This window comes from Spirosoma lacussanchae, assembly GCF_005870035.1.
Classification (GTDB): Bacteria; Bacteroidota; Bacteroidia; order Cytophagales; family Spirosomataceae; genus Spirosoma; species Spirosoma lacussanchae.
Map to the genome: position 1 here is coordinate 549,315 of NZ_SWJG01000003.1, position 14,038 is coordinate 563,352.

The 14,038-nt window shown below is 55.5% G+C and carries 16 protein-coding genes; 5 read left to right on the plus strand and 11 right to left on the minus strand.

Annotated elements, in window-relative coordinates; translation table 11 throughout:
- Positions 1–27: 27 nt before the first annotated feature.
- Positions 28–927, minus strand: coding sequence for an ABC transporter ATP-binding protein (locus tag FBR45_RS15435; RefSeq protein ID WP_138503862.1), 900 nt, complete (start codon positions 925–927; stop codon positions 28–30).
- 172 nt (positions 928–1,099) lie between these two features.
- The gene (locus FBR45_RS15440; protein WP_138503863.1) at positions 1,100–1,627 is read right to left on the minus strand and encodes a DUF2480 family protein; all 528 of its coding nucleotides are present in this window, start codon (positions 1,625–1,627) and stop codon (positions 1,100–1,102) included.
- Positions 1,628–1,695: 68 nt separating this feature from the next.
- Here FBR45_RS15440 and dnaN point away from each other — a divergent pair, with 68 nt between their 5' ends.
- From dnaN to FBR45_RS15460, 4 genes are all read left to right on the plus strand, one after another.
- A complete protein-coding gene (gene dnaN / locus FBR45_RS15445) occupies positions 1,696–2,817 on the plus strand; it encodes a DNA polymerase III subunit beta (protein ID WP_138503866.1) in 1,122 nt (373 codons plus the stop codon).
- An 84-nt stretch (positions 2,818–2,901) separates the two neighbouring features.
- Positions 2,902–4,140, plus strand: a complete 1,239-nt coding sequence (locus FBR45_RS15450) for a TCR/Tet family MFS transporter (RefSeq protein WP_138503868.1) — start codon at positions 2,902–2,904, stop codon at positions 4,138–4,140.
- A gap of 315 nt (positions 4,141–4,455) precedes the next feature.
- Positions 4,456–5,010: a peroxiredoxin gene (locus FBR45_RS15455; protein ID WP_077919314.1), complete on the plus strand. Its 555-nt coding sequence runs from the start codon at positions 4,456–4,458 to the stop codon at positions 5,008–5,010.
- Positions 5,011–5,088: 78 nt separating this feature from the next.
- Positions 5,089–5,670 carry a carboxymuconolactone decarboxylase family protein gene (locus FBR45_RS15460; RefSeq protein WP_138503870.1) on the plus strand — a complete coding sequence of 194 codons (582 nt, stop codon included), beginning with the start codon at positions 5,089–5,091 and terminating at the stop codon, positions 5,668–5,670.
- Between the two features lie 285 nt (positions 5,671–5,955).
- Here FBR45_RS15460 and FBR45_RS15465 read toward each other — a convergent pair whose 3' ends face one another.
- Positions 5,956–6,543 (minus strand): DUF4405 domain-containing protein, encoded by a 588-nt coding sequence (locus tag FBR45_RS15465; protein ID WP_138503872.1) that lies wholly within the window; start codon positions 6,541–6,543, stop codon positions 5,956–5,958.
- Between the two features lie 48 nt (positions 6,544–6,591).
- A complete protein-coding gene (locus tag FBR45_RS15470; protein ID WP_138503874.1) occupies positions 6,592–7,569 on the minus strand; it encodes an alpha/beta hydrolase in 978 nt (325 codons plus the stop codon).
- Between the two features lie 215 nt (positions 7,570–7,784).
- Here FBR45_RS15470 and FBR45_RS15475 point away from each other — a divergent pair, with 215 nt between their 5' ends.
- Positions 7,785–8,054 carry a cupin domain-containing protein gene (locus tag FBR45_RS15475; protein WP_138503877.1) on the plus strand — a complete coding sequence of 90 codons (270 nt, stop codon included), beginning with the start codon at positions 7,785–7,787 and terminating at the stop codon, positions 8,052–8,054.
- Between the two features lie 77 nt (positions 8,055–8,131).
- On the opposite strand, the gene FBR45_RS15480 is transcribed toward FBR45_RS15475, so the two are convergent.
- From FBR45_RS15480 to FBR45_RS15510, 7 genes are all read right to left on the minus strand, one after another.
- The gene (locus tag FBR45_RS15480) at positions 8,132–8,680 is read right to left on the minus strand and encodes a YceI family protein (RefSeq protein ID WP_138503878.1); all 549 of its coding nucleotides are present in this window, start codon (positions 8,678–8,680) and stop codon (positions 8,132–8,134) included.
- 5 nt (positions 8,681–8,685) lie between these two features.
- Positions 8,686–9,393 carry a hypothetical protein gene (locus FBR45_RS15485; protein ID WP_138503880.1) on the minus strand — a complete coding sequence of 236 codons (708 nt, stop codon included), beginning with the start codon at positions 9,391–9,393 and terminating at the stop codon, positions 8,686–8,688.
- A gap of 19 nt (positions 9,394–9,412) precedes the next feature.
- Complete coding sequence (locus FBR45_RS15490) at positions 9,413–9,946, minus strand: Rieske 2Fe-2S domain-containing protein (protein ID WP_138503883.1); 534 nt, start codon at positions 9,944–9,946, stop codon at positions 9,413–9,415.
- A gap of 102 nt (positions 9,947–10,048) precedes the next feature.
- Positions 10,049–11,635 carry a porin family protein gene (locus FBR45_RS15495; RefSeq protein ID WP_138503885.1) on the minus strand — a complete coding sequence of 529 codons (1,587 nt, stop codon included), beginning with the start codon at positions 11,633–11,635 and terminating at the stop codon, positions 10,049–10,051.
- Positions 11,616–12,194, minus strand: coding sequence for an RNA polymerase sigma factor (locus FBR45_RS15500; protein ID WP_077919304.1), 579 nt, complete (start codon positions 12,192–12,194; stop codon positions 11,616–11,618). The genes FBR45_RS15495 and FBR45_RS15500 overlap by 20 nt, the downstream gene beginning before the upstream one ends.
- Before the next feature lie 77 nt (positions 12,195–12,271).
- Entirely contained in the window at positions 12,272–13,114 is an 843-nt protein-coding gene (locus tag FBR45_RS15505) for a hypothetical protein (protein WP_138503887.1), read from the minus strand.
- A gap of 107 nt (positions 13,115–13,221) precedes the next feature.
- Positions 13,222–13,995, minus strand: coding sequence for an SDR family oxidoreductase (locus FBR45_RS15510; RefSeq protein ID WP_138503889.1), 774 nt, complete (start codon positions 13,993–13,995; stop codon positions 13,222–13,224).
- Positions 13,996–14,038 lie beyond the last annotated feature (43 nt).

A 14,038-nucleotide genomic window follows, 5' to 3' on the forward strand; every position in this document is an offset into this window, starting at 1 on the left:
TCTTTCGCCGTGGTCGGTCGTTCACTGTTAGACCGTCGTGACTTCCATACGCTCTGTGATTTTGGCGAAGTAGACGTCTTCCAGGTCGGGAATGACGGCGTCGAAACCGGGTATTGGCCCGTCGCTGTAGGCGTGTAGCCGGGTTTTGCCGCCTTTCAGCTGGGTCGAGATGACGCGGTGCATGGTCCGGTAGGTATCGATCTCGGTTTTCTCCACAAACTTCTGCCAGACTTTACCGTGCAGATCGGCCACCAGATCGTTGGGATTTCCCTGTGCGACGACCTCGCCGAGGCAGATAATGGCCATGTCGGAACAGAGGTTCGTGACGTCTTCAACAATGTGGGTCGACAGAATTACTACCGTATTTTCCCCAATTTCGGCCAGCAGGTTATGAAAGCGGTTGCGCTCGGCCGGGTCGAGGCCCGCCGTGGGTTCGTCGACAATGATGAGCCGTGGGTTACCGATAAGGGCCTGTGCAATGCCAAAGCGCTGTTTCATACCCCCCGAAAACGTACCGAGGTTCTTCTTCCGAACGGCGTGCAGGTTCACTTTCTGGAGTAAACCTGACACCAGCTCTTTCCGCTCGCGACCGTTGGCGATGCCTTTCAGCGTAGCGATATGATCGAGCATGGCCTCGGCCGTTACGCGCGGATAAACACCAAACTCCTGCGGCAGATAGCCCAGCAGCCGGCGGGTAGCGTCTTTCTGGGTCAGCACGTTCAGGTCGGCCCCGCCAACATCGGTCAGTGTAATGCTACCGCTGTCGGCTTCCTGAAGGGTGGCGATGGTACGCATCAGGCTCGACTTACCGGCCCCGTTAGGCCCCAGGAGCCCGAACATGCCCTGTGGAATGGTTAGCGTTACATCTTTGAGCGCGTGAACCCCGTTCGAATAGGTTTTAGAAAGGTTGCGGATTTCGAGTTGCATACAAAGCGTGGGTGAAAAGTTTGGGAAAAGTCAATTTATAGCAAATAGTTACAAATCAGGCAGTAAAAAAAGCCAAACTTGATCGGGCGGCTGATTCCTGTTGTTTAATGGCAAAAAAGCCCCATCCGGTCAACGAATGGGGCTTTTTTTGCTGCGGGCTCCAGCAGGCATCTCAGGACCTGACGGGTTTGGGAACCGACCGTTTGTAGAGCGGTACCGTGCTGCAGGGCTCGCCGAAGAGCAAACTCTGCACCACCGGCCGCAACACTCGCGTCAGCTCCACGTAGGCCGACGTAGGCACCGGCACTTTCGAGCAGCCCTTCACCACAACGCGCGCATCGCGGTAAGCCTCGGGGTCGATCCGGGCAATGGCGTCGAGATACAGCTTTGTCTCCAGATCGGCCAGCGACCCGAATACAACTGTATTGGCGTAGGGCTGGAGCTGTAAGGTCAGCAGCATATAGGCCCAGGTCGGAACGATGGCATCTTCGGTACAGGTGATCGCTACGTTTTTGCCAGCATACTGGCTCCAGTCGTGTTCTTTCAGGAAAGCGCGGAAGTCCTTTTCTTTCAGAATAAGCCCCATGTAGAGGTTATCTTTCAGGTCGTAGATCAGGCGCTCGCCCGGGTGATAAAAGTCTTCCAGATCGAGCGTTACCAGGCCACTATTGGCTACTCGGTTGACCAGTTCTGTTTCCATCCGTCTCAGTATTTTTTGCTACTTTTGTAGATATATCGAATCATGAATCGCCCCTAAACAACAGGCCCATGAAATTTATCGTTTCCTCGTCCGTCCTTCTTAAAAATCTTCAGCATATAAACGGGGTAGTGGCCACGAATCCCATCGTTCCCATCCTTGAAAATTTCCTGTTTCGCATTGAAGATGGTACGCTGACCGTTACGGCTTCGGACCTGCAAACGACCATGACCACCCAGATTCCGGTCGAAGCCAGCGAGAACGGCGCCATTGCCATTCCGGCCAAGCTGCTGCTCGATACCCTGCGTAGTCTGCCCGAACAGCCCGTTACAGTCAACATAGATACCGACACCTTCGGCACCGAAATCCTGACCGACAACGGTCGCTACAAACTCTCCGGCGAAAACCCGATCGACTTCCCCAAACTGCCGACCGTGACTAAGACCCTGTCGGTCGATATGACGTCAGATATTCTGCTGAGCGCCATCAACAACACCGTCTTCGCTACCAGTACCGACGATCTGCGCCCGGCCATGACGGGGGTATACCTGCAGCTGTCGACCGACAATGCTACCTTCGTGGCTACCGATGGTCACCGCCTGATCCGCTACCGCCGGACCGACCTTGGCTCGGCAGCCAGTGCGTCGCTGATCGTACCGCGGAAGGCGCTGCAGCTGCTCAAAGCCTCGCTGCCGGAAAATGTGCCGGTGGTAGCCGAATTCAGCCAGGCCAACGCGTCGTTCACGTTTGGACCTACGCAGCTGATCTGCCGCCTGATCGACGAGCGTTTCCCCGACTACGAAAACGCCATCCCGACCAACAACCCCAACGTGATGACCATTGGCCGGACCGATCTGCTCAACTCGCTGAAGCGAATTATGATCTATGCCAACCGCACTACACACCAGATTCGGCTGTCGCTCAAAACCAACTCGCTGACCATCTCGGCCGAGGATCTCGACTACTCGAACGAAGCCAACGAGAAACTGCTTTGCGACTACGATGGCGAACCGATGGAAATCGGCTTCAACGCCAAGCTGATGTCTGAAGTGCTGAGCAATCTGAGCGCCAAGATGATCTCGCTCGAAATGTCGGCTCCCAACCGGGCCGGTCTGCTGATTCCTGCCGACAAAGAAGAAAACGAGGATATTCTGATGCTGGTTATGCCAGTGATGCTGAATACATACGCGTAAAAAAAGAATGAAGAATGATGAACGATGAATGGGTATTGCGCGAGCGGTTACCCATTCATCGTTCATCATTCTTCATTTATCATTATGGCCAATCCTGCTGTATCTGACCGTCGCGGCCCGGCGCTCATCTTTATTTTTATCACCCTCCTGATCGATGTAACGGGGCTAGGTATCATTATTCCCGTTGTTCCGAAACTGATTGAGCAGCTCATCGATGGCAACATCAGCCAGGCAGCCCGGTATGGTGGCTGGCTGACGTTTGCCTACGCGGCTATGCAGTTCATTTTCTCGCCGGTATTGGGTGGGCTCAGCGATCAGTATGGCCGCCGGCCGGTGCTGCTGTTTTCGCTGTTTGGCTTCGGCCTCGATTACGTCCTGACCGGGTTTGCGCCGACCATCGAGTGGTTGTTCCTGGGGCGGCTGCTGGCGGGCGTTACGGGGGCTAGCTTCACAACGGCCAGCGCGTACATTGCCGACATCAGCACTCCCGAAAAGCGGGCGCAGAATTTCGGGCTGATAGGCGCTGCGTTTGGGGTTGGCTTCATCCTGGGCCCGGCGCTGGGGGGGACGCTGGCCCAGTTTGGGTCGCGCACGCCGTTCTTCGTCGCTGCGGGGCTTACATTTCTCAACTTCCTGTACGGCTTGTTCATCCTGCCCGAATCGCTGGCTCCCGAAAACCGACGCCCGTTCGACTGGCGACGGGCCAATCCGGTCGGGTCGCTACTGAATCTGGGTCGGTATCCGGTTATTCTGGGGCTGGTGGCCTCGCTGGTGCTGATCTACATTGCCGGTTTCTCGGTACAGGGCACCTGGACGTTCTATACCATCGAGAAATTCGGCTGGGACGAGCAGATGGTTGGCTGGTCATTGGCTACCATCGGGCTGGCGTTTGCTATCGTTCAGGGTGGGTTGACGCGGGTGATTATCCCCAAACTGGGTCAGGAGCGGTCGGTCTATGTGGGGCTGCTGTTTTCGGCGGTGGGTTTCGCCCTCTTTGCGGCTGCCACCCAGAGCTGGATGATGTTCGCGTTTATGGCAATTTATGCCATGGGCGGCATTGCCGGCCCCTCGGTGCAGGGGATTATATCGACTCAGGTACCGGCCAACGAACAAGGCGAGGTACAGGGCGCGCTGACCAGTCTGACTAGTACTACGTCGATTTTCGGCCCGCTGATTATGACCAACCTGTTTTCGTATTTTACGAGTACCGAGGCACCCGTTTACTTTCCTGGTGCGCCATACGTGCTGAGTGCCGTGCTGACTCTGATCAGCGCCATTCTGGCCTGGCGCGGCTTCCGGAAACCAAAGTTGGTAAGCGTATAAACCAGCCGTTACCAGTCGATTTTATGCATAACACCCGGCTGAGCAGTCGGGTGTTTTTTTGTGAGTCATAGCACTATGATGCAATTTTTCTTTAATGAGATATTACGGCAAAAGTTGTATTATATGGAGATCCGGTTAGGCGCTGGTTAGGTTTCGAGCTGGTGCTATACTGAACAATGCAATTCGTTATTAGAATAATCAAGGCATATAATTTATCTATTTCTCATTGATAAAATCGATAGTAGTTAATAAGATATAGACGCCTATTTTTGTACAGAAGTAAGTCGTTACAATTGAATACAACCTGTTTTGTCCATGAAAAATCATATCGTTTCGGTAGGGTCAGAATTTCCCGAGTTCAAGAAGTTGGCGGTGGTGTCGCTCGATAAAGGCAACGAGTTTTACGAAATCTCGTCAGACGACCACCGGCAGGCTGGCAAATGGCTCGTTATGTTCTGGTGGCCGAAAGACTTTACCTTCGTTTGCCCCACCGAAATCGCTGAGTTCAACAAGAAATTTGACGACTTCGAAGACCGTGATACCATGCTGGTAGGTGCCTCGACCGATTCGGAGTTCGTTCACTTGGCGTGGCGCAAAAACCATGACGACCTGCGCGGACTGAAGTTCCCGATGCTGGCCGACACCTCGAAGTCGCTGGCCGATGAGCTGGGTATTCTGGAAGCTAACGAGAAAGTAGCTTACCGCGTTACCTACATCGTTGATCCGCAAGGTATTGTTCGGTGGGTGGCCGTTAACGACCTGTCTGTAGGTCGTAACGTAAATGAAGTACTGCGCGTACTCGACGCCCTGCAAACCGACGAGCTCTGCCCCTGCAACTGGACCAAAGGCGAAGCCACCCTGGCCGCTTAACGAACAAGCGATCGGTCCGATAAACCAGCGTGCATGAGGAGGTCAATCATCCTTATGCACGCTTATACGATTTACACGATGACAACGACACTGAATGACACGGCCCAATCGCTGCTGAGCAACCTGGGCATGGATACAACGGCTGACTTCCCGGTGCTGGAGCAGCTGGGTGACAACCGGTATCTACGCGATCTGAAAATTAATGTTGGCAATGTGCTGAACAACAGCCAGAACCTGACCAAGAAAGAAGCGTTGCTACTGGCCCTGTCGGTGGCCGCCAACGAAAAGCAGCAACTGCTGATCGACGCGTTTACCAAAGCCGCCGAAGCCGAAGGCGCCACGGCCGCCGAGCTAAGCGAAACGCTGGCCTGCACATCGCTGCTGAGCACGAACAACGTGTACTACCGGTTCCGGCACTTCATGGATAAGGAGTATTACACCACGGCCCAGGCGGGTATCCGCATGAGCATCATGATGACGCCAGTATTAGGTAAAGAGTTTTTCGAACTCATGAGCCTGGTCGTATCGGCCGTGAACGGCTGCGAAATGTGCGTTCGGTCACACGAGGAGAGCGTACTCAAACACGGTGCTTCTGAAGCCCGCGTGCTGGACGCGATTCGCCTGGGTGCCGTTATTAAAGGATTGATTACGGTATTGTAAGCAACCGTTTGATAGTAACCCCGCCAGTGGGGCCACCCTTGGCGGGGTTACTATCAAACGGTCGATCAAACCGAATGGTACTGCCAGGGGTAAACTTGCTATCTAAGTAAAACCGGCTGAATGGTACTGCAGAGGTAAACCCACTGGCAGACCGCCCCCCGTAGTGGGTTTATTCCTGAATAGAATAGACTGCCCCGCCCCGCCAGGAATGAATCCACTGGCAGGGCGGGGCGGGTCGTTTATACGAAATCCATTTCGCTGAAAGAGGTCCGGTGGCCCAACTAACTAGTAGCGGGGCCCGGTTTGACCGGCCACGACTTTCCATTGTTTGCCTTCCAGCGAGAGAACATCAGTGAAACGGAAGGTGGTGGTATCCGGTTTGGCGCGCGTGGCTGTGCCCTGCGCCACAATGACGTTCTCGCCCAGTACGGCCGTCGTATCGAACCGGATGGTTTGCGCGTCGATCTTGTTATGATCGGCAATCAGGCGTCGGGCAATGGAGTCGACGGTGGTTTGCGACAGAGCCTCTTTTTTGGGTTTACCCCGCCCGAACGCTTTCTTCCCCGCGTTGGCCAGGTCTTTGAACACCGGCCAGTCGGCCGCAATACCGACCACGAACACAGTCGTAATCAGACTCGGAATAATCAGCTCGCGCTGAATACTATTGGTGCGCCGGCTGACCGAATACCCTTTTATCGATGACCAGTTGTTGATAATGTGAAAAACAGCCGCGCCGAAAAACAGAATGCCAAACCAGGCGTGGGTATGGTCGATGGTATGGTTACCCTGGCCCAGATAGATGAGTAGACCCGTTACGGAAAGAACGGCAAAGACGGCCGCAACCGACAGACTGACAAGGTTTTTTGATTTCATGGATATGTAGGAGACAAGTCAGTTCAAAGTAGCAAAAAATCCAGAAAACTACTTAAGGTGCTTGTCGAGAAAGGCAAATACGTTCGCCAGGTTCTCGGGCGTATTGAACTGAGGTCCACCGTGCCCCGCTCCTTCAAGCAGGGTAAGCGATACGCTGGCCGGGCCGAGTACGTCCTGAAGCGCAGCTGCCAGTAGTTTTGACTGCTCAGTCGGCACCAGCGGATCTTCGGTGCCGTGCTCAATAAAAAAGGGCGGGGATGCCGGGCTGATGTAGATAGCAGGGCTGGCTCGTTTGACCAGATCATGGGCTTCCTGAATGGGTTTGCCAACCAGCTCTGACTCAGGTGAGTTGGCCGCGTCGTGGTCGGGCCGTCCTTTGCCGCTGGCTCTGAACTGAGCGTCCATCTGATCAAACTGGACCGGGCCAAACCAGTCGACAACGGCCTGAACCCGCGCACTTTGCCCCACGTTCGGGTCGCTTGGATCGTCGAAGTCCGTGAGGGTGCCGGTTGTTCCGGCCATAGCCGCCAGGTGACCACCTGCCGAGCCGCCCCAGGTAGCCAGCTTGTCGGGGTTCAGTTTGTAGGTTCTGGCATTGGCCCGAACGAAGCGTATGGCTCTTTTTACGTCCTGAATTTGCGCCGGGAAGATGGCCTCTCCACTTAGCCGGTAGTTAATGCTGACCACCGCATAGCCTCGTTTGAGACCTTCCAGCATGGGCGTAAGCTGTCCATCGGCTTTATCGCCCAGTTTGAACGCGCCCCCGTGAATAGCAACAATAACCGGGAAGGGGCCTTCACCGGTTTCGGGCAGGTAAATATCCAGCTGCTGAGCGGGCGATTTGGCCGCATAGGGTACATTGAGCCATTTTCGACTAATGGATTGGGTGTTTGGTCTACCCGTGGAACCTCCGCGCGGCATGCCCGCCGGTTGAGCCAGCAACACACCTGCCCAACCTATCAGGCAGGCCAGCAGCCCTACACTACGCATCCATTTTTCTGATTGGGCAAAGGGGTTTATATACATAGGGTTATGAGAAAAATAATACAGCGAAATAATGACTGACACAGTTGGCAAAGTTGCCGGCGACAGGGTGGCTCATCAGGATACGTTTCGGCTTTTTTTAGATATAAATCGAACATGCAGACCCGATGGACCGGGCAGAACCGGGACAAGTCTGACTACCCCGCTCCTGGTCAATGTAGGTATTTATAGCCATCTTTAGGCCAAAACGCTTTTCCATGCGCATTACTCAGCACGACGGAATTTACGGAGAAACAACGGCTCGGGCGGGTGGCGAATACCTGTTCTCGGAACTGATCGTAACGCGCAGCCGTACGTTCGACTGGATTATACAACCCCACATTCACGCCCGGCTGCTGCAGGTATTTCTGGTCCTTTCGGGACGGGCCGAGTTTAAGGACGCCAGCCAGCAGCGCGAAGATGTGCCCGGCTATCGGGAAGGCGCCAACTACGTGTTGTTCCGGTACAACGAAGGAATCAGTTACTAAGGCGGTGCGTAACCCGTTACCCTAAAACAAGAGAGCCGCTTTTGCGGCTCTCTCAAAACGGGACAGATAGGTTGTGTTTATAGCGGAAAGACTAGGTCGAACCGCAGTGTCATCAGATCGTCGGTCTTGAATCCCATCAGCGACGGACGCTCGACATTGTATTCGGTCAGGCTGACCGGAAATTCACCCGTCAGCGTCATTTTGCCACCAGCCTCTTTGCGGGTGACCTGTACGCTCACCGGCTTCGCTACCCCATGAAAAGTCAGATTACCTCTGGCGCTCAGCGTGCCGTCTTCGTTGGTTTTTATACCCGAGCTGACAAACGTAACGTTCGGATACTTCAGCCCCTCAAGCACTTCGATGGCGTGTGAATCGCGGTTGTTGTTCTGACTGTCGAACGAGGCTACTTTGATCGAAACGGCCACACTCTCTGGTGTTTTGGTATCATCATTGTAGATCATGGCGCAGTTGACGTCATGACTAACGCCCTCCCATTTATGGAGCGGATGCTTGGCCGCGTAAGTCACGGTTGACCGCGATTTGTCGGCCACGAGTTTGCGTTTGGCCAGCGGCCCGGCAAAGCCCCACGCGCACAGGACGAATAAACAGAGTAGGATGCGGTTCATAATTTCTAAAACGTTAGGGCCACAATAGAAGCCGCGTAAGCACCAAATGTCGTATAGGCAGCTGCCCGGTGAACGGGTTTGAGGCTACTGTCGGTCTGGATTTTCTGGGCCAGCACATTGGTGGCTACCATACCGGCCAGGTGAACCACGGCCAGGTATTTATGGACTCTGATCCAGCTCAGCCCTCGTTTGGCGCCCACCACCGGCGGAGGGGCCGTTAGCGACAGAGCGAGCGTAGTGCCGTAAGAAACGTTGATGTAGGAGGCCATTCGCTCGTGCCAGATTTTGGTATCAGCGTATTCCTGCCCCTTCGCGTTATAGAGTTTAGCGCCCAGAAGCCCCTGCGCCACAAAGCCGGCCAGCGTGACAAAGCCGCCGATCTGGTGCGCCACCAGCATCGTTCTCCGAATCTTGAGTTCCTTAGCCCGCCCAGCTGACGAGAGCGGAGCCATGTTCGTTACGCGCAGCAAACCCTTCGGCCCCCAAAATGCCCGCTGGGTGAAAATCATTTTCTGCGGCAGCAGACTAGGCGTTTCGTTGGCGTCAGCCAGCCCCTCCAGCAGGGCATTGGCCGACTCATCGGCGGGTACCGGCAAGGTATCTGATGCGGCCGGGGCGTTTCTGGAGGTGGTATCAGTGGCCGGGGTTTGCGCCAGCAGGCTCAGGCTCGTCAGCAACAGCGATAAAAAGGCAAGTGGGCGTAGGGACGTCATATAGGATGATAAAGCTGAATTACGCGGTTATCTGGAGCGAGTTGCCGTTGGTGCTGAGCGCCGTTTTATACAGTTTCATGGCGGGCTGGCTCGGACCTCCGGCTGCTACTTTCACGCTGCCGTCAAGCGCGAAGACGGAGCCATGAACGCTACAGCCGAAGTCGTTGGACGATAGCCGGTACGAAACGGCATCCTGCCGCTCGTGCGAACACAACCGCTGAATCGCCACGTATTTACTGCCACTCGTATTGGCCACCAGCACATCGCCTACCCGAACAAATTCGCCCTGCGTTTTGAGCTTGCTGAAATCGGTGCTGGTCAGATCGAGCGTAAAGTTGATAGCACCTTTGCTGGCCTCCGCATTGCCCGTCAGGCCGGGCGAGGTAACCGGGGTGGTAGTGCCGCCACCGGGTGCAGGATCGTCACCTCCACCGGAGCAGGACGTAAGGGTACCCAGGCAATAGAATGACATCAGCGCAGCGCTGCTCAGACCAAGACTGCGAATAAATTCACCGCGGTCCATCGTGTTTTCGTTCGTTGGTTTGGTTAGCATAGATGATAAAATATAATGTAGTTACATGAATTAACGGACTCCGGATCAGGAAATTGTCGGCGTTGATCTGGCAGAAAAGCTGGTCCGAAACAGCGGTTTATGTTACAGTTTATACCGAAGCGAGAGGAACGCTCCGGTACTGAGCAAATTGATCTTAAAGTATCCCACGCTCTTGAGTGGCACTTTCATAAACGGCTCGATCTGCCACGACAGCCGCCTGCTCAGCGCGCGTTCGTACCCGACTGACAGGTTGAGGTGACTGAGGCCATACCGGGTGGTACTATCTACGGTATGGGACCAATACCGGATGGCCGGATCGCTGGGCGTGGCATAGTTGTAGGTGTAATCTTCGTTTAGGAGAATATAGCTCGTCACTCCTCCGCTTACGAACCAGCGGCTGGGCGGACGTCCGTTGCTACGGGTTCGGCTGATGACATCGTAGCGGAGGTTCACCGGAATGTCGATCATCGAACACTCGCCACTAACGCCGGTTGGCTTCACTTTCGAGTACCAGTGAGCTGGTAATTCGTAATCCGTAGGGCGGGCGTTGTATACTTTACGGCTCCATACCGCACCAGCCTGAAGGCTCCAGCGCGAAGCAAGCCGGTACTCCAGCGCCAACCCTATGTTGGTACCCGGCCGCGCAAAATTGCGTAAGCCAACGGCGCTCAGATCCGGAGATACCATAAACCGTACGCTTAGGCCCCGCGGTACTGACAATGACGTCGGTTGTTGCCGGGCAGCGGTATCGGGCTGAGCCGTTACGGGTCGGGTAGTAAACGCTAACTTGTCCGGCCACTGGCCCGGTCGAATGGCCAGCCACTTCACCGATGAAGGCGAAGAGGTAGTCATCCGGGGTTGGTCAACCGTCTCCACGGGCCGGCTTGCTGCCGAACTGACGTCGGCCACGGGTGCGGTCCAGTCGGGGTTGGCAATACGGAATGGCTGTCGGGCCGGTTTAAACCCATTGGCAGAACCGGTAAGTCCAATCAAAGCCAGCGAACGGTGGTCGGTCCGGCTGGTAAGTGGCTTGTCTGGGCTGGTCAGCCGCCGTCTTGTCTGGCGCGTCTGGCTCCGGTAGCGGCCGGAGGTCGATCGCTCCGTAGCCGGGCGCCCGGGCAACGGTTCTGGCTTCGAGCTAACGGCTGATGGCCGATCAGGAACGGCTTCATCGACAGGTTGTATGGTAGCTGGTTCCAGCAAAGGTTTGTTTGTTGATGAGGGGCCGTTTGACAGGGCTTTGGTTTTGATCCGGGCCGACGTAGCCGCTGCCAGGGGTATTATCTTCTTGTTCTCCTTTACGCGGGCCAGGGGCCGCTCCGTTGCAGGCTCTGGTTCCGAACTGGTCAGCGGATCAAACGCAAGCGGTGCCCAGACCCGCCGGTTGAGGGGGTGGGGGTGGTTGCCAGTGGTTGCCAGACCCGATTGCGAGGGGGTAGTACGACGACTGAACTCTTTATGGGAGGTGTACCAGCTACCACCTATCAGGAGCAGCATAAGGAGTAATACCAGCGGAAGTCCCCACCGAATGAGTCGTTCGCGCAGTTGTACGGGCCCCGACGTCGTTCGGTCATGGGTATCGAGCTGGTTTCGCATGGCCTGCCAGGCCGCCGGATCGAATGGGGGATCGAACTCTTCAGCCGACTTTCTGAAGAGGCCGTCCAATTGGTCATCGGTTAGCTCTTGCATACTCATCGTGGTTTAATTGCTTCAGCAGTTGGCGCAGGTTTTCCCGCGCCCGGGCCAGGTTCGATTTTGATGCACCCACCGTAATGCCAAGCTGATCGGCAATTTCGTCGTGCGTAAATCCGTCCATGACGTACAGGTTAAAAACCAGCCGGTAAGCTGGCGACAGCCGCTGAATCAGCTTCAGCAGGTCTTCATGAGCGAGCAGGCTAAAGGCATCGGCCGACGGGCTGACCGCCGTTGGTTCAGCCTGCTCGATGGTATCGTGATAATGATGACGCACCTCCTGCCGATAATGGTCGATGGCTGCGTTGATCAGAATACGCCGGAGCCAGCCCTTGAACGGTTGGGCCGAATCGTACTGATCCAGCCGGGTAAATACTTTCAGAAAGCCATCGTTTACTACCTCCAGCGCGCCTTCGCGGGTGGGCGAGTAGCGCAGACAGATGCTCATAGCATACCCGTAGAACTGTCGGTATAACAGCTCCTGACTCTGCCGGTGGTTGCGGAGACAACCCGCCAGCAGATCAGACAGTGCCGGTATGTTGGGAGCGTTGGACATTCAGTTTAGTTCAGGTGCCGGAGGTACGGGGAGGGGCCTGCTACGCGGGCAACGCCCTGTCGTTACTACAGAATTGATTACGGCAAGGGCGCTTCGGGGGTAGTAGCGTTAACAACGGGCCAGACACCGGGGCGTGGTACGCTGACCCCTTTAGTACTGCCGCGCTGTCCCTGATCATTGCCGAAGTAGTACAGCGGCCACCCCTTGTAGGTAAGCTGCGTTTTGCCCACGGCTGTAATCGTCCCGAAATCGCTCTTTTTTAACGCTGAGGGAATGTCGCCCAGGCTGGATACTTCGGCAATGGGCCAGGTGGCGTTGTTGCTTAGATCGGCCTGGGTATACCGGTTGGTGTTCTTCTTATCGTTGGCGAAGGCGTATAAAGTGCGGCCTGTATTGTCTGTCAAATATAACGAGTTGCCGATTCCTTCTTTCTGATCGAAGGTGTAGTTTTTGCCGTCCAGCCCCACCAGCTGCCGGGATGCGAGCAGGACCGTATACGTTGGTTTGGCCACCTGCCAGACGTTACCTACGTTTTCGCCGTTGACATCGCCCGCCTTGGCATCGTTTTTATAATAGTAGAGCGGCCATCCTTTGAAGGCGGTTTGTTTCGTGCCGTCGGCCCGGGTAATCGTGGTGAAGTCGGCTGGGTTCAAGCCCGTAGCAATGGCTGGTGCTTCCTTGTAAAAGATGGGCCAGTTTGTCAGGCAGTTACCGGTGCAGTTGGCTTTGCCGTCGGCGTCGTTGGCGAAGAAATAAAGGGTTTTGCCGCCTTCGCCCGCCAGCACATTCCCCAGCGTGGTCGATGCCAGTACAAGATCCGGCGAGGCAACGGTAGGATTCTCCTCGTTGCAGCTCGTCAGGCTTACGATGAACAGCGCTGTCAGCATCAGCAGCCGACGCGAAAAGGTAAACAAGGTCATTGTATCAACTGTGTTTGGGGGTGAGAAATGAACAGTTGAACCGGTTCATTCGTCTGTACGGACAAACTGACGAATGGTTGCGTACCTCGAAAAAAAATATGGCCGGCCTAATATCCCCAGGCCAGCAACCCCCCATCGACCGAAATGGTCTGGCCCGTTATATAGCCCGATGCGGGCATACACAGAAATGACACGGCCGAGGCTACCTCGGCGGGCTCGCCGACGCGGTTCATGGGCGTTCGGGCCAGGATGCTCGCTAACTTGTCGGGATTGCTCAACACCGGTTCGGCCAGGGGGGTACGTATATACCAGGGCGCTACGGCGTTAATCCGGATGCGGTCCGGCGCCCACTCGACGGCCAGGTTTCGGGTCAGTTGTAACATAGCGGCTTTGCTCATGCCGTAGAGCGAGCCGCTACTGGTGTGGGTAAGAGCCGACACCGACGATACCATGACTACCTTTCCTCCAACGGCGGAGGTGCGTAGCAACGGGTAAGCCGCCTGCGTAAGTTCGTAGGCCGACCGGAGGTTCGTGTTCAGAATGTGTTCATACTCGGTCGGGCTGTAGTCTGCGGTGGCTTTGCGGATATTAGTACCGGCATTATTGACCACGATATCGAGCCGGCCCCACTCGGCCTGGATGGCCGCTATAACATCGGCAGCGGCACCCGGCTGGCCAATGTCGGTTGCCAGACCCGCCACGGTATGGCCCTGCTGGCGGTAAGTGTCAAGCTGATCCTGCAGTAAGCTATTGTCGCGGGCTACGATGAATACGGCTGCCCCCAGACTCAGAAACTGGTTGACTATGGCCTCACCGATACCTTTGGTGCCGCCCGTTACCAGGGCATATTGACCGCTGAGGGTCCATAAGGGTTGATTCATGGACGAAAGGTCATTAAATTTAGCGATTCTCCCAACTCATTAT

Excerpts from the sequence above, each read along its gene's own strand:
- FBR45_RS15435 (WP_138503862.1), bottom strand. The coding sequence starts at position 927 with ATGCAACTCGAAATCCGCAACCTTTCTAAAACCTATTCGAACGGGGTT.
- FBR45_RS15440 (WP_138503863.1), bottom strand. The coding sequence starts at position 1,627 with ATGGAAACAGAACTGGTCAACCGAGTAGCCAATAGTGGCCTGGTAACG.
- dnaN (WP_138503866.1), top strand. The coding sequence starts at position 1,696 with ATGAAATTTATCGTTTCCTCGTCCGTCCTTCTTAAAAATCTTCAGCAT.
- FBR45_RS15450 (WP_138503868.1), top strand. The coding sequence starts at position 2,902 with ATGGCCAATCCTGCTGTATCTGACCGTCGCGGCCCGGCGCTCATCTTT.
- FBR45_RS15455 (WP_077919314.1), top strand. The coding sequence starts at position 4,456 with ATGAAAAATCATATCGTTTCGGTAGGGTCAGAATTTCCCGAGTTCAAG.
- FBR45_RS15460 (WP_138503870.1), top strand. The coding sequence starts at position 5,089 with ATGACAACGACACTGAATGACACGGCCCAATCGCTGCTGAGCAACCTG.
- FBR45_RS15465 (WP_138503872.1), bottom strand. The coding sequence starts at position 6,543 with ATGAAATCAAAAAACCTTGTCAGTCTGTCGGTTGCGGCCGTCTTTGCC.
- FBR45_RS15470 (WP_138503874.1), bottom strand. The coding sequence starts at position 7,569 with ATGTATATAAACCCCTTTGCCCAATCAGAAAAATGGATGCGTAGTGTA.
- FBR45_RS15475 (WP_138503877.1), top strand. The coding sequence starts at position 7,785 with ATGCGCATTACTCAGCACGACGGAATTTACGGAGAAACAACGGCTCGG.
- FBR45_RS15480 (WP_138503878.1), bottom strand. The coding sequence starts at position 8,680 with ATGAACCGCATCCTACTCTGTTTATTCGTCCTGTGCGCGTGGGGCTTT.
- FBR45_RS15485 (WP_138503880.1), bottom strand. The coding sequence starts at position 9,393 with ATGACGTCCCTACGCCCACTTGCCTTTTTATCGCTGTTGCTGACGAGC.
- FBR45_RS15490 (WP_138503883.1), bottom strand. The coding sequence starts at position 9,946 with ATGCTAACCAAACCAACGAACGAAAACACGATGGACCGCGGTGAATTT.
- FBR45_RS15495 (WP_138503885.1), bottom strand. The coding sequence starts at position 11,635 with ATGCAAGAGCTAACCGATGACCAATTGGACGGCCTCTTCAGAAAGTCG.
- FBR45_RS15500 (WP_077919304.1), bottom strand. The coding sequence starts at position 12,194 with ATGTCCAACGCTCCCAACATACCGGCACTGTCTGATCTGCTGGCGGGT.
- FBR45_RS15505 (WP_138503887.1), bottom strand. The coding sequence starts at position 13,114 with ATGACCTTGTTTACCTTTTCGCGTCGGCTGCTGATGCTGACAGCGCTG.
- FBR45_RS15510 (WP_138503889.1), bottom strand. The coding sequence starts at position 13,995 with ATGAATCAACCCTTATGGACCCTCAGCGGTCAATATGCCCTGGTAACG.